The following is a 13,883-nucleotide window of genomic DNA, read 5'->3' on the forward strand; positions in this document are numbered from 1 at the left end:
CGACGCTTGCACCTCGTGCGGCTGATGGCTAGCGTTAAATTTCGAGGAGATATCGTGCAAGAGCCGCGAAAGCTAGAAGACTATTTGATAGATAGGCCTAAGCCGAAAGGCATAGATGTTCTTTGTGGCTTAAAGCATTTTGCAATTATTACTTACGCCGTCCCAGCTGAAAGGTTTCAAGGAATATTTCCCAAACGGTTTCAATTGGATACTGTTGAAATCAATGGGCAAGAAATGGGGCTAATATCTGTAGTTCCATTTATTGATGTTGATTTCACTTCAGCCGTTTTCCCGTTCCCAAAATTTACAATGGGACAAACAAACTACCGAATTTACATTGTCGACACCAAAACGGGTGAGCGCTGTGTATGGTTTCTCGGTACGACTCTTGATTCTTGGACCTTGGCAGTACCTAGATACATATGGAATCTTCCTTGGCACGCGGGAAAGGTCTACTTCGATTGCACCTTGAATGAAGCAACTGGCTTGTACGATAAATACCAGATGAAAACCTTCTCCGATTGGGCTGAAGCTTCAGTTGATTTAGTACAATCAGAATTCGATTCAATGGAGTTTCCTGGCTTCCCTGATACTGAGTCGGCTCTAGTCTTTCTAACTCACCCTCTAGCTGGGTTTTATTATCGAAGAGACAATAAGGTAGGTACGTACCGGGTGTGGCACAAAGAGTTGGAAGTTAAGCCTGCTAGGCTAAAATCAGCAAGTTTCAAGCTCTTGTCTGATCTCGGTATTGTGAAAGTGTCAGAGCAAAATTCACCTTACAGTGTCTTAATTGAGCCAATAAATGAATTTACTATCTACTTGCCTCCTGCTGTGATCGGGTGAAAATTTAACAAGCGCGCGTCTATTATGCGGAGAGTTATTGGTATCCCCTCTTTAACCAACAGTCTAGAGCGGCAATAGAAAGGTTAGGTGCAAAGCAGGATGGAATACTACGAAACCACCAGATCATGCGTGATGGGTCGCTCCGAGATACCGTGGTTTACTCAATAATTTCAAGTGAGTGGCCTGCTGTAAAGATCAATTTGGAGAACAAGTTAAACTAATGAAGAGCAGTCTTGGCGGCGGTGTTTCCATTGTGGTTGCACCTCCATTACTAGGCTACTAGTAGTTCTCGCCAAGCCCTATACCACCCTGCACAACGAAGAGATTGTTCACCCGCTTAAAGCGGTCGATGCTCAGGCTTGGTGCACCACTACCGATCAAGTGGTTGAAACCCTGCGTTACGTTCTCAAAGCATAAGCACGCAGCGCCTCCCTGCGCTCCGTTACCGCACTGGTATTATGGGAGGGGCTTCAGCATCTGCATTTTTGCGAGCCACTATTGCGGGTGCGCTTCGCTTACCACGCACTACAAAACCATTAAAATTAAACGATTATGCACTTGTAGCGCGGCGTAACACTTGGCGAGGGACGAGCCAAAAGGCACCCGCGATGGTGGTGCAGTTGCCTAAGCTAGCTAAAACACGAACTTTCTGCAAAGCCACGTGAGTTAAACCCAATTTATGAATCCAGGCTGGATAGTTACCTCTATGAGTTTAGAAATCAACTCATCAACGTAAGTTGGTTGATTTTAGCGATCGCAGAAAATAGTGGTTTGAGCAGGATTAAATAGAATCAATGCTTAAGCGGGGGATGCCAGTAACCTTGTGAAAGGTAGCAGTACAATCCAAACAGGCTGGTTCCAAATTAAATTTTACTGTTGCGGTGAATAAGTGGCTGTCTTGTTCTATCTTAGTATGCAGCAATGTACCGCTGAGCCAGCCGTACTATTTCTTCAGTTTCAGTTCAGAGATTCATGAGCCTATGCGGCGCCAGAGCCTCTATTCCTCTTGGTGTCGTCCCATACAAAAAGGGAGTGACCGATGGCTGAGATCGCTTACGCCAAAATCCACCCGGCTATCGGTATCGCCAGGGTCGGCAATTCCAAGCAAACCGACGGTTTTTATATTGGTCCCCAGGTCACGGAGCCTCCGCCCAGGGAGCCGGGCGCCTACCGGGATGCCACCGGTGCCTTGAAGCGCGAGGTGGCTGAATTCCGCATCTACGCTTACGACAGCAACGGTCGGGTAGTGCGGGAGCTGACCATGGATGCCGCCACCGAGATTACCTGGACGGTGGAAGTAGCTAACCATAAAGCAGCTTGGTACAACTTCGAGCTCGCGCTGGATATCCCTGAAGCGGAGAGGGCAGTGCCTTCCACGCGTCGTAACGCCGATGTGGCGTTGGATCGGCACAATCTGTCCATCATCCCAGGCGCGCGTAGCATCAATACCTGCTCCGGCTTAGCTCAGTTTCAGGGCGGAACGTTCATGGGAATAGAGGTGCCACTGGGGGAGTTGCGCACCGACGTCTTGGGCCGGCTGCAGGTCTTCGGCGGCTATGGGCTCTCCGCCTCCTACCTGGGAAAGACCCCCATCACCTTCGCCAATAATGATGGCTGGTATGATGACACCAGTGACGGCCCTGTGACCGCCACCGTATTGGTGGATGGCCGTCCGATTGCCGTGTCTCCAGCCTGGGTGGTGGTGGCTCCGCCCAATTATGGCCCCCAGCAGAAGGCGGTGCGCACCATGTATGCGCTGATGACGGATGTGGCTATCCAGGCTGGTCAGTTGCCAGCACCCACCAGGCCTTCCTTTACCGACGACATACTGCCCATCCTCAAAGCCATGTGCGATCTGCAATGGATGAATGCGGGATTTGCCGCTGGTTTCGGCTACGGTATGCCCCAGCATTTCCTTGAGCCCCGTTACCTGTCGCAACTGGCCGAACCGGGCGAAACCTACGCCGAACTCAGGCGCACGGTGGTCAATAGCTTCCGCAACCCTCAGGACGGCGACATCTCCATGAAGCCATGGCCCTGGATCTATGGCGATGCTATGAACGTCCCCATGCCCAGGGTGCCCGACGCCATGAATGCCCTGACCACTACTCAACTGGCTCTGCTGGACAAATGGGCAGAAGGGGATTTCGAGGCGGACTATGATCCGAATCGGCAACCCCTGGAAAGCATCGACGAGGTGCCGCTGGAGCAGCAGCCCGCCATGCTGGATAGGGCAGCGCTAGAGTTCTGCATTGCCGATGCCTTCCATCCGGGGTGTGAGATGACTTGGCCGGTACGCCACAGCACCATGTATATGGAACCCTACCGCTGGCGCCACCGCAGCCCCGAAGATCCTGAGCCGGACTACGGCACGACCCTGACTTCGGCCATGGTGAAGTCTTATAACGGTCCTCTGTACGGCCAATTTCCCGGTTCTATCACCCGTTGGATGGCCATTCCCTGGCAAACCGACACCGCCAGTTGCCGCTCCGGCTACGACACCGAATACGATCCCTATCTGCCCACCTTCTGGCCCGCTCGGGTACCCAATCAGGTGCTGAGCAAGGAGAACTATGACACGGTGATGAACGACTTGTTGCCGAGGGAAGAGCGCCTGGCGGCCTATCATCAACGCGCCGACTGGGACCGCACCCTGGGCCCTGACCACAAGCAACAGCTGGCGAGAATGGTGACTGATTTCGATCAGATGGGGGTCGTGGAGGTGCGGCCAGGGCTCAGTGGGGATCCCGATTTCCCGCCGCAGATGCAGGTCGAGGACAGAGGCGGCCGTGACATGACGCCCGAGGAACGGCACGACACCGACAAGGGAATGCGCAAGCTGTTAATCTCCCAACGACGCGGCCGCTAATGGCCGACTATCGTCCCTACGATGTAGTGATTGTTGGTGCCGGGCCCGCAGGGCTGGCGCTCGGCTCCCTGCTGCGGCCGGAGTATCGGGTGCTGGTTCTGGAACGCCGGGCTTTACCGATCAGGTCGAGCCCCATTGGGGAGTCCCTGCCGGGAGCGGCCGCTGTGCTGCTGCAGCGCCTTAACCTGATGGCGGCTTTTCGAGATGCGGGACACCGGGAGCGGGGCGCTGCAGTATCAGTGTGGGATAATGACAAGCCGTTCTGGAGGGATGCCATCCAGGATCCGGCTGGCCCTGGGTGGTATCTGGATCGGCGGGAATTCGAGCAGATGCTGCGTCGGCGAGCCCAGGATGCCGGGGTGACGCTGGGGGAAGGCTGCAAGCAAGTGGATATCCGCCATCGTCAGGGCCAGTGGCTCCTGGATACGACACTGGGATCGTTCAGGGCGCCGGTGTTGGTTGACGCCACGGGCCGCAGTGGGCACTTGGGGCGCCGATTGGGATTACGGCGCTACGCCGATGATCCTCTGCTGTGTCTCTACAGTTTTCTGGATCAAGTGGCTGAGAGCCAGGACGCTACTATGCGTATCCAGGCGGATGCCCGTGGCTGGTGGTATACGGTGCCTCTGCCTCATGGGCAGCGGGTGTTGGCCTACCACATGGACATCGATGATCCGCTGAGCCGTCAGCTGCTGCGCCGCCCCGACGCCCTTCTGGCCCGAGCCAGGGAGCATGCTCTGTTGGCAGAGGTGTTGGAGGGGCTGGCTCCTGCCCGTGTACGAGGGCGACCGGCTGGCACTTCTCTGTTGGAAGTAGACCAGTTGCCGAAGGTGGGATCGGGATTTCTGGCCATCGGTGATGCCCTGCTGGCTTTCGATCCACTCGCTTCCCAAGGGCTCTTTCATTCCCTGGCCTCGGCAGCCAGTGCGGCCAAGGCTATCGAGTCTGGTTTGCACCAATCACTGGGTGCCTACCAGCAGGAGATGCAGGCGGTTAGCCAGCGCTATCTCTGGCATCTCAAGGCCAGCTATCAGGGGCCAAGGCGTTTCAGTCAGGAGGCCTTCTGGCAACGGCGGCAGTGAACAGCAGATGGGACCAAATGGGATGGTAGGCATGGCAAGCTACCTTTAGCGGCCTTGGGCCTTTTCATAGGCGCTGGATCAACTGGGGTAACGACGATGCAAGCAACGCTACACCTGAGCAAATCAGAAGGCTCAATACCAGTTTTTTGAAAGCCACTTCCGAGATGCCGACATATATTCGTCCACCCAATAGCGTTGGAACAAGCATGGCGGGCGCAACGATGGCAAACATTGGTACCATCTCAGCTGTAACAATATTCTTTGCAATATAAATACCCATGGTTACGACGAGCGCTGCAAGATTGAAGTTCTGGATTATTGAGCGCTGCTCATCCTTGTCGAAGCCTCGCAACGTGCACCATAAGGTCGGAACGGTGCCAGTGAACCCCCCGATCCCCCCCATGATCCCGCCGATACCACCTATTAGGCTATCCGCGACCTTCCCACCGCCCGTTATTCTAGGTATGTTTTTTGCCGCCAGCATAAGTGGACACCAGAGAACAAGGAACCCTCCAAGAATCGCTTTGAACAACTCGATATCCAGGGCAGGTAATACCGCCACACCCAGTGGGATACCCACCAGACCTCCGAATAAGAACGGCGCCAGCCTGCTCATACTGAAGCCGCGACGCACGGCCACCGCTGCAATAATTTGTCCCGTCAAGGCCCCGAACACGGCTAAGGCTGCCGCCAGCTTAGGGTCAAGCACCCAAACCCAAAACGACATAGCGGTTAATCCAAAGGCAAATCCAGATAGACCTTGCACGAATCCGGCTACAATAGCGCCGAGGACTACAATAAAAATCACCGAATCCATGCTACCCCTCTAGAGTCTCTGATGTCTGTATCGGGCCTCATCCTGGAGCAGTGCACGTCTATCTAGCCCGGTCCCTAAATTATCTGAAGAAATCCAATATACCCACTCCTGGATGCTTCGCAAAGCCAACGTCATCGTGGTCTGGTGAGATTACTCTCAGCAAACCATTCAGAACTGTATTCTCGCTGGGCCACCATTGCGGGCGTATTTCGCTTACCACACACTGCTAAGTCTTTAAAATCAAGCTATTGCATGCCAGGCTGCTATTGCGGGTGCGCTTCGCTTACCACGCACTACAACATCATTGAAATCAAGCTATTGCGTACCGGACTGCTCTTGCGGGTGCGCTTACAGCATCATTGAAATCAAGCTATTGCGTACTGGACTGCTCTTGCGGGTGCGCTTCGTTTACCACGCACTACAACATTATTGAAATCAAGCTATTGCGTACCGGACTGCTCTTGCGGGTGCGCTTCGCTTACCGCGTACTACAAAGCCATTAAAATCAAACTATTGCATACTTGTAGCGCGGTGTAACGCTTGGCGAGGCACGAGCCATAAGGCACCCGCGATGGTGGTCAAACCGTATGACCTAAGCAAAATTTATGAATAGGGTAGGTTGGCATCATTAAGGCAAGCACGGCTGTGAATTTTGGATATAAGTTATCATTTAAATTTAATTTTTAACGGGCATTAGCTTAGAAAACTGATGGTAAGCTGCACTTGCCGAGTAAGGGTGGCAGCACGTTTATCCTAACCGGATAATATGGCTGCTATAACACTGCCGGTGGTGGCGTAATTATGTGCTTAATATGGAGGTTGAAATGTCAGGAGAGCTCTTTTTCCCGCTTATTGAAACCGAGCGCTTAATACTAAGGCCCTTAGAAACCGATGATGCGGCGAGCTTGCTAACAATATTCTCGGACCCTGAGGTCATGAAGTATTGGAACACAGCACCTTGGGAGGGAATTCAGGATGCTTACAACTTCATAAGTGCCAGCAACGATTCGATGTTACGTCGGGAATCGCTTGTACTCGGCATATATGTCCAGCCTACAGGTGAGCTGGCTGGAAAATGCATGCTGTTCAGTTACGACGAAGGGTCAAAGCGTGCGGAGATTGGTTTTGGTTTAAGCCGAACCTGTTGGGGTAAGGGCTATATTGGTGAGGCAGGGGAAGCATTAATTCAGTATGGTTTTAACTCCTTGGGACTGCGTCGCATTGAGGCGGAAATCGACCCTGATAATCACTCCTCAGCGAAAGCATTAGAAAAACTCGGTTTTTCTCAAGAGGGCCTGTTAAGGCAGCGGTGGGAAATCAACGGGATTGTATCGGATTCCGCGCTATATGGCAGGCTGGCTAGTGATCAGTTTACCCCTTAATACATGAGGAAATGGGCACGCCAATCGCATCATTATGACGTAAGGAGTCTAAACTCAATGATCACCGACCCTTGGCTCCATCGTTGGCTGCCGCTCTTGCGCGAACGTGCTGGCACAGATTTTGTATTTGAAATCGGATGCGGGCACGGAGATGACACGGCCATAATGGCTAGCGCTGGGCTCAGCGTCTTTGCTTTTGATCTGTCTCGTACGGCAGTGAGTGTCACCAGCGTCAGAGTTCCGTCTGCTACGGTGCAGTGCAGAGATCTTCGTGAACCATTCCCTGAGCAGGTTCATGAGGTGGGCGCCATTGTGGCGAGCCTATCGCTACACTACTTCGCTTGGGACGAAACTCAAGTCCTCGTTCAGCGAATTCGTTCCACATTACGACCCGGGGGCATCCTGCTCTGTCGTCTCAACTCTACCCAGGATCATAATTTCGGGGCTAGTGGTCATGCGGAGCTTGAACCACACTTATTTCTTGTGGAAGGCAGTCCTAAGCGCTTCTTCGATAGAGAGTCTGTTGAGTTACTGTTCAATGAAGGTTGGAACAAGCTCTCAATGGAACACTATGTCACCAGCAAGTATGTCAAACCGAAAGCGCTGTGGGAGATCGTGCTTGAGCGAAGCGACGCCTAACCCTTGGTTTAACCAGTTGCTCGCTGGTATCTCATCCAACTGTGATTGCAACGCTATAAGGGAGATGGGGCTCCATGGTAAAAACCCCTGACTTCGCTACTCACTATTATTTGCCTGAGACTGGCCCGTTTCGGAGCCTTTCAGAGCTTTCAGCTGGCTCTGAAGATCCCGTGTTTCTAAATCTCTTGACTCGACATCAGCGTGACCCTGGCTACCGGCGGCGCTATGGTAGTAACTACATTAGGGTTCGGCGTGAGGTTGAAGCTCGGCTGCGAGAGCTCTTTATTGCGCGAGGAGGGAAGCCTCGCCGCCGTCATCCCTTTTATCTGGTGCTGGGGGAATCTCCTTGGTTTCGTGATTTGAATGCTCATCAACGTGAACTGAAAATCCCGCTCTCGGAGCTTGATCCTGAAGTTACGTCTTTGACCTACCCAGATAGCTTTATTGCGTTAACCCGAGACGATAAGCCTTATTACAATCAAGTGTTTCTGCTTAACGAGGTGAGTGAGCTCGTTACACGATTCGGGGTCCCTACTAATGATAACTTGGTACCTTATGAGCGCTATTGGGAAACCGATTTTGAGCTTTATATCGAAGTTCAGCTTTGGGATATCCCACCCAGTTTCAATTGCTGACATACGCAATTAATTCAGCCATCGCTGCTCTGGGCTGCAACAAGCTGCCTTATTCTGAGAGACACAACGAAGCTTTGAGGAGCTTAAGAGCATGGGCTATTAGCTAGTGTTTGCTTCTTGCTGGGCTCTCGCTTTTTGCTCTGCCTGATCCAGAAGGACTGGGCCGCTACCTGATTCAGCCAGTTTGTCATCTGGGTTATAGAGTGGGCAATTAGTCATGCTTAGACAACCACAGCCTATGCACCCAGCTAGGTTATCGCGTAGCTTTTGAAGATAAGCAATACGGCCATCAAGCATCTGTTGCCAGTTTTTTGAAAGCTGCTGCCAGTCTTCAACTGTCGGCGTGCGGTTATTGGGTAATGATTCAAAGGCCTGTTTAATCTCTTCCAAGCTAACGCCGACTTTCTGTGCTGCTTTAATCACCGAAATTCGCCTTAACACCTCTGGCTTATAGCGGCGCTGATTACCCGCATTACGCCAGCTGTGAATTAGTCCTTGTTGCTCGTAGAAGTGCAAGGTACTGACCTTCACACCGCAGCGCTTCGCTACCATTCCGACACTCCAAATAGCATCTGCCATCACTCACCCCTGAATATTTTTTGCCATTTTTTCCTAAAAACCACTTTACCTCAACTTCAGTTGAGGTTTTATCCTGCCATCTTACTTAACGCAAGGAGACTCTTATGTACTTAGAACACGTCAATCTGGTGGTTGCTGATATGGATGCCATGTTGGATTTTTACCGTGCAGCCTTCCCGCACTGGCGGGTGCGGGATGAAGGCCATAGCGAGTGGTATGGCAAACCGCGTAAATGGGTGCACTTTGGTGACGATGAAAATTACTTGGCGTTAAGCGATCACGGCGAAGGGGAGAACCGTGATTTGAAAGGTCACAGCGTTGGGCTGGCCCATTTTGCTTATGTGGTCGATAACCTCGATGCCGTTGTTGCCAGGCTAAATAATGCTGGTTATGCCATTGCCAAACCCGGCGCAACAGAGCCGTTTCGAAAAAATGTCTACTTTGTCGATCCGGCCGGTTTTGAAGTGGAGTTTGTTGAGTATTTGAGTGATATCCCCGCCGAGCGGAATTTAAACCGTGATGCTCTGCAGCCAGCAGCTCAGGGAGATGCTCAGTAACGCAAGGGGGAGGGGTAATGAAAGTCGCCGTCGTTTTTCATTCCGCTTCAGGCAGTACCAAGCAACTCGCGCAGGCTGTTGCTTCTGGTGCAGCGGTGGTATCTGATGTTGAAGTGGCCATGGTAGAAATTGTTGGTGCCGATATTATCGAAGGGCGTTTTCGCAATACCAAGCTGCTGCAGCAATTAGACAAGGCCGATGCATTGGTCTTTGGTTCACCTACCTATATGGGCTGCGTGTCAGCCCAGTTTAAAGCCTTTAGTGATGCCACTGGTGAGCTATGGTCAACGCAATCGTGGGCAAACAAGGTTGCCGCTGGCTTTACCATTGGTGCCAACTTAAGTGGCGATCAGCTGAATACACTTCAGTACATGCAAGTATTCGCAAGTCAGCATGGCATGCTATGGGTAGGCTTGGATATCCCGGGCAACTACGATCCAGAAATGCGTAACAGGCTGGGGGCGCAGTCTGGGCTTATTGCTCATTCAGTAGATGGTGTATTAGATGAAACAGACTTACTTGCCGCGCGTTATTTAGGCCAGCGGGTGGCGCAAGTCAGCAAGAAGCTTGCGGCGTGAAGGTTGGTCATGTGGGCGTGCGGCAGACACAGACAAGTGATAGATTTATTAATTAGTAAAAATTAATATAAATTGTATTAGCTGTAAAATCTCAGGAGCTTTCAGTGAGAATTGACACTAAAAAAGGGATATTGGAAAGCGATTGGCACTACTTAACCCAATGGAAGGAACGGGTATTTCCTGAAGAGGGGCGTAGTAAAGAGTGGACACCTGTTTCCTGGCATAGCATCGCTTACTCGGAAGCGAATGATCCTATTGGTCACATTGGTTTTGATCGTTTTGAAGTGCTAATTGATGCTGTGCCACACTTAGTGATTGGTATTGGTGGGGTTGTTGTACGGCCAGAATATCAAGGGCAAGGCATTCCAGCTCTACTGTTTAATGAAGTGCATGATCAGGCAAGAAAGCATTTGGGAGCTGGAGTATTTACGCTTTTTTGCCCATCTCGACTGGTTACTTATTATGAAAAACATGGTTACCAGCGTTATCCTGGCGCCGTTTATTTGCTGCAGCAAGGTGAGAAAGTGCTTTCTACCTTCGAGTTCATGCATCATGGCGACTTAGCCGCCGTTGGAAAGGTGGTTCTACAAAGTGAACCTTGGTGATTATGAGGCTTTTTAACAGGGAAAGTCGCCGCAGGCTTGGGCGATTTTCCCGTTAGGTGTCTCTCTGCATATCTTTGTGAACGTAAGTGTAGGCGCCGAATATTTAAAGAAGCAATGGAGTGTCAGCAGTGGAGACAAGAAAATCATCACGGTTAATAATTGTTGATGCAGAAGGACGCTTGCTACTGTTTTTATACCAAGATGAGCATCAGGCGCCATTTTGGGCAACCGTTGGCGGCGAGCTAAAACCAGGCGAGAGCTACGTTGAGGCCGCGAAACGCGAGTTATACGAGGAAACAGGGTTAACACAAGACGTCGGTGAAATGATAAGGGAACGGGATGACGTCTATGCCGTAGCAAGGTCGGTGCCAGCACGTTGGCTTGAGCAGTACTTCCTGGTTAAATGGCCTGCAAACAGAGAGGTATTTGCTGCAAAGTGGACCGATGAGGAGAAGAGCACGATTCAAACGTGGAAATGGTGGAGTTTAGACGAATTACTTGCCAAAGAAGCCTCTCTCTTCAAACCTGATTGGATTCCTGATTTGCTTCGTTCTGTGCTGCACAGAAAATGTTTATTAAATGTTTCTCAATGATGCCTTTGGCGCAGTTGACCATCAGTAAGGAATATCTAGATGATTCGCAAATACCGGGAGGCGGATATTGGTCAAATTTTGGATATCTGGCTTGCAGCATCAATTAAAGCCCACTCCTTTGTTGGGTCAGCGTTTTGGGAATCAAAGGTTAGCGAAATGCGTGATGTATACATCCCAGCATCGGAGACCTTTGTATTTGAGTCTGAAGATCAAATAGCTGGATTCTATAGCCTATACGGAGATACGTTGGCTGCCATTTTTGTATCGCCAAGCTTGCAGGGTAAAGGTATAGGAGCAGCGCTGATTGATGATGCCAAGAGTAGAAGGGAGTGTTTGCAACTGACGGTCTATAGTGAAAATACCCCAAGCATCTATTTTTATAAGAAACATGGATTTATTTCATTGAGTAAGCAAATTGATGAACAAACTGGCCACCCAGAGCTTGTCATGGAGTATTACTGCTAACAACGTGAAGAGGCCAGCGGTGGTTTGCTGGCTACTTGATGTGAAGTATCACAGGGGTGTTCGATGAAAGGTGAGTGTCTCTGCGGAAAGGTTAAGTTCGAAATTAAAGGAGAGCTACCAAATCTCTATCAATGCCACTGTTCTTTGTGTCGTAAAGCAACGGGGTCGGCAGCTAATGCTGCCACTTTGGTGAGAGAGGAGTGCTTCCTTTGGCTTTCTGATCAGTCCTGCATTAGCTCTTTTCAAAAGCCAACCGGCTATCGGAGCGATTTTTGCTTGGTCTGCGGTAGTCCGGTGCCGAACAAACTGAAAGACACCAGCCTAATGTGGATCCCTGCTGGCTTGCTTGATGGTGTGACGTTATCTCAAGTTTCTGTGCACCTTCATCTGACTTCAGCAGCAACATGGGCAAAAGAGTCAGATAGCTGTGTCTGGTTGAAGGATGGCCCTGATAGTTTGGATGCACTTAACCAGGCATTGCAGCGGAAAAACCGCTGAAGTTGAGGTGAACCTGTGCGCCACAGGCGGCCTTTCCGAAACCAGCCAAGTAAGCTATGCCATCATTGCCCTACAAAAACCTCGAAAGGATCGCCCTTAGCGCCATCTCCAAGGGGTATAATGTCACTTGCCATGGAGCAGTTTTGGTGTTTTAACTGTTGATTTTTAGATGGTTTTTTACTTTTTATTGTTTCCAATCGAGAAAGGTAGTCGTTCATGATTAATACTAAAATATACAAAGCGGTTTACGAACTCGCTGAAAAACTCATGAAGGCTGCTGATAAAGAGGATCGGCAGGCTTTCGATGCGCTTTATGCGGAGTTGAAGGCGATCTGCACTGATAACGAGAACACTGATAAAGATCACCCGGAGCAGTGGGAAACACTGGCTGATTTCACAGAAGAGCTAGAAGATGCGCTACCTATCTATGAACAAGCCCTAGAAAAAGCCATTGCCATTAATTCGAAAGACCACATTTCATCCATCGCGTTTTCCATGGCGACGTTGCAAGTGGAGCTGGGCCAAACAGACGCTGCCATCAAAAGCCTGCAGCATGCCAAAACCAGCGCTCATGGCATTGAAGATAACGAACTGAAAGCAGAAATCGATGAGCTACTTGAAACACTAACCACTGGCTAGGAACCCTATTTTGACCAACAATGATATTTTTCGCCGTATACGTTATACCTTCGATTTAAAAGATAGCGCCATAGTGGATATTTTCTCGCTGGCGGAAGTCAGTGTAAGCCAAGAGCAGGTAACCGCTTGGCTGAAAAAGGATGACGACGACGCCTTTGTGACGATGAAGAACAGGGAGCTGGCGGCGTTTCTGAATGGGTTTATCAGCTTTAAGCGTGGCAAGCGCGAAGGCCCACAGCCAGTGCCTGAATCGCAGCTAAACAATAATATGGTGTTCCAGAAGCTGCGCATTGCGCTGAATTTAAAAGCGGACGATATTTTAGAGGTGTTTGAACTGGTGGGCTTACCGTTAAGCCACCATGAGCTCAGTGCTTTTTTCCGTAAGCCAAGCCATAAAAATTATCGTGAATGTAAAGACCAAATGCTGCGCAATTTCTTACTCGGCATCCAGTTACAATTACGACCAAATCCTAACGGTTCAGGTACAGATGTTTGACCTTCGCTACGTCAAAGTCACCAGTGCACTTTGGGGTTAAGGGTTTACCATATGGCCAGGAATATTGAGATCAAAGCACGTATCAGCAACATCGGAATGCTCGAATCCAAGGTGGCTAAGATCGCTGGTAATGGCCCAACCGAGATATTTCAAGACGATACATTTTTTCAATGTGATACTGGGCGATTGAAGCTCCGGGTGCTTTCGGACAAGCACGGCGAACTGATTTTTTACCGGCGTGAAAATCAGGCTGGGCCGAAAGAATCATTTTACGTTCGTTCGCAAACCGATGAACCTGAGACGTTACGCGAGACGCTTTCGCTGGCTTATGGTGTAGTTGGTCGTGTTCGGAAGCATCGCACGCTGTATCTTGTTGGCAGGACGCGTATACATCTCGATAGAGTGGAAGCCCTTGGGCACTTTCTTGAACTTGAAGTGGTACTTTCCGACAGCGAGCCATCACGGGTCGGTATTGAGATCGCACACCGTCTATTGAACCAGCTTGGTATTGAGTCATCCCAGCTCATCGAAGCCGCTTATGTTGATATGTTTGAATAAGCGGGAAGCTAACCATTCATTCGGCAGGCTCTGAGCAAGGAGCCATGA

Annotated in this window: 17 protein-coding genes and 1 pseudogene; 16 read left to right on the top strand and 2 right to left on the bottom strand. The window is 50.5% G+C overall.

Annotated elements, in window-relative coordinates:
* Positions 1 to 54 precede the first annotated feature (54 nt).
* From CPA45_RS17460 to CPA45_RS23015, 4 genes and pseudogenes are all read left to right on the top strand, one after another.
* Complete coding sequence (locus tag CPA45_RS17460; RefSeq protein ID WP_096653726.1) at positions 55 to 843, top strand: DUF2071 domain-containing protein; 789 nt, start codon at positions 55 to 57, stop codon at positions 841 to 843.
* Between the two features lie 285 nt (positions 844 to 1,128).
* Positions 1,129 to 1,260: pseudogene (locus tag CPA45_RS17470) on the top strand (YtoQ family protein); the annotation flags it as partial.
* Between the two features lie 622 nt (positions 1,261 to 1,882).
* Entirely contained in the window at positions 1,883 to 3,712 is a 1,830-nt protein-coding gene (locus CPA45_RS23010; RefSeq protein ID WP_096653728.1) for a LodA/GoxA family CTQ-dependent oxidase, read from the top strand.
* Positions 3,712 to 4,794, top strand: coding sequence for an NAD(P)/FAD-dependent oxidoreductase (locus tag CPA45_RS23015; RefSeq protein WP_096653730.1), 1,083 nt, complete (start codon positions 3,712 to 3,714; stop codon positions 4,792 to 4,794). Before CPA45_RS23010 ends, CPA45_RS23015 begins: the two co-directional genes overlap by 1 nt.
* Positions 4,795 to 4,858: 64 nt before the next feature.
* Here the strand turns inward: CPA45_RS23015 and CPA45_RS17485 are convergent, their stop codons facing one another.
* The gene (locus CPA45_RS17485; protein WP_096653732.1) at positions 4,859 to 5,611 is read right to left on the bottom strand and encodes a sulfite exporter TauE/SafE family protein; all 753 of its coding nucleotides are present in this window, start codon (positions 5,609 to 5,611) and stop codon (positions 4,859 to 4,861) included.
* A gap of 824 nt (positions 5,612 to 6,435) precedes the next feature.
* Between CPA45_RS17485 and CPA45_RS17490 the strand changes: the two genes are divergently transcribed.
* The 3 genes from CPA45_RS17490 (at position 6,436) to CPA45_RS17500 (ending at position 8,267) form a co-directional block, all read left to right on the top strand.
* Complete coding sequence (locus tag CPA45_RS17490; RefSeq protein WP_096653734.1) at positions 6,436 to 6,993, top strand: GNAT family N-acetyltransferase; 558 nt, start codon at positions 6,436 to 6,438, stop codon at positions 6,991 to 6,993.
* Positions 6,994 to 7,050: 57 nt separating this feature from the next.
* On the top strand, positions 7,051 to 7,632 hold the full coding sequence (locus CPA45_RS17495; RefSeq protein ID WP_096653736.1) for a class I SAM-dependent methyltransferase: 582 nt from the start codon (positions 7,051 to 7,053) through the stop codon (positions 7,630 to 7,632).
* Positions 7,633 to 7,706: 74 nt separating this feature from the next.
* Positions 7,707 to 8,267 (top strand): hypothetical protein, encoded by a 561-nt coding sequence (locus CPA45_RS17500; RefSeq protein ID WP_096653738.1) that lies wholly within the window; start codon positions 7,707 to 7,709, stop codon positions 8,265 to 8,267.
* A 99-nt stretch (positions 8,268 to 8,366) separates the two neighbouring features.
* Here the strand turns inward: CPA45_RS17500 and soxR are convergent, their stop codons facing one another.
* Entirely contained in the window at positions 8,367 to 8,846 is a 480-nt protein-coding gene (gene soxR, locus CPA45_RS17505) for a redox-sensitive transcriptional activator SoxR (RefSeq protein ID WP_096653740.1), read from the bottom strand.
* A 104-nt stretch (positions 8,847 to 8,950) separates the two neighbouring features.
* Between soxR and CPA45_RS17510 the strand changes: the two genes are divergently transcribed.
* From CPA45_RS17510 to CPA45_RS17550, 9 genes are all read left to right on the top strand, one after another.
* Positions 8,951 to 9,403 carry a VOC family protein gene (locus CPA45_RS17510; RefSeq protein ID WP_096653742.1) on the top strand — a complete coding sequence of 151 codons (453 nt, stop codon included), beginning with the start codon at positions 8,951 to 8,953 and terminating at the stop codon, positions 9,401 to 9,403.
* Between the two features lie 17 nt (positions 9,404 to 9,420).
* Positions 9,421 to 9,981, top strand: coding sequence for a flavodoxin family protein (locus CPA45_RS17515; RefSeq protein WP_096653744.1), 561 nt, complete (start codon positions 9,421 to 9,423; stop codon positions 9,979 to 9,981).
* 104 nt (positions 9,982 to 10,085) lie between these two features.
* The gene (locus tag CPA45_RS17520) at positions 10,086 to 10,586 is read left to right on the top strand and encodes a GNAT family N-acetyltransferase (RefSeq protein WP_165771577.1); all 501 of its coding nucleotides are present in this window, start codon (positions 10,086 to 10,088) and stop codon (positions 10,584 to 10,586) included.
* Positions 10,587 to 10,714: 128 nt separating this feature from the next.
* Positions 10,715 to 11,179, top strand: coding sequence for an NUDIX hydrolase (locus tag CPA45_RS17525; RefSeq protein WP_096653748.1), 465 nt, complete (start codon positions 10,715 to 10,717; stop codon positions 11,177 to 11,179).
* A 39-nt stretch (positions 11,180 to 11,218) separates the two neighbouring features.
* Positions 11,219 to 11,644, top strand: coding sequence for an N-acetyltransferase (locus tag CPA45_RS17530; protein ID WP_096653750.1), 426 nt, complete (start codon positions 11,219 to 11,221; stop codon positions 11,642 to 11,644).
* A gap of 63 nt (positions 11,645 to 11,707) precedes the next feature.
* Entirely contained in the window at positions 11,708 to 12,142 is a 435-nt protein-coding gene (locus CPA45_RS17535; RefSeq protein ID WP_096653752.1) for a GFA family protein, read from the top strand.
* Positions 12,143 to 12,358: 216 nt separating this feature from the next.
* Positions 12,359 to 12,781 carry a Replicative DNA helicase gene (locus CPA45_RS17540; protein WP_096653754.1) on the top strand — a complete coding sequence of 141 codons (423 nt, stop codon included), beginning with the start codon at positions 12,359 to 12,361 and terminating at the stop codon, positions 12,779 to 12,781.
* Between the two features lie 10 nt (positions 12,782 to 12,791).
* Positions 12,792 to 13,277 (top strand): YehS family protein, encoded by a 486-nt coding sequence (locus tag CPA45_RS17545; RefSeq protein ID WP_096653756.1) that lies wholly within the window; start codon positions 12,792 to 12,794, stop codon positions 13,275 to 13,277.
* A gap of 51 nt (positions 13,278 to 13,328) precedes the next feature.
* Positions 13,329 to 13,835, top strand: a complete 507-nt coding sequence (locus tag CPA45_RS17550; RefSeq protein WP_096653758.1) for a class IV adenylate cyclase — start codon at positions 13,329 to 13,331, stop codon at positions 13,833 to 13,835.
* Positions 13,836 to 13,883 lie beyond the last annotated feature (48 nt).

Source organism: Vreelandella nigrificans, assembly GCF_002374315.1.
In the GTDB taxonomy this organism is placed as follows: Bacteria; Pseudomonadota; Gammaproteobacteria; order Pseudomonadales; family Halomonadaceae; genus Vreelandella; species Vreelandella nigrificans.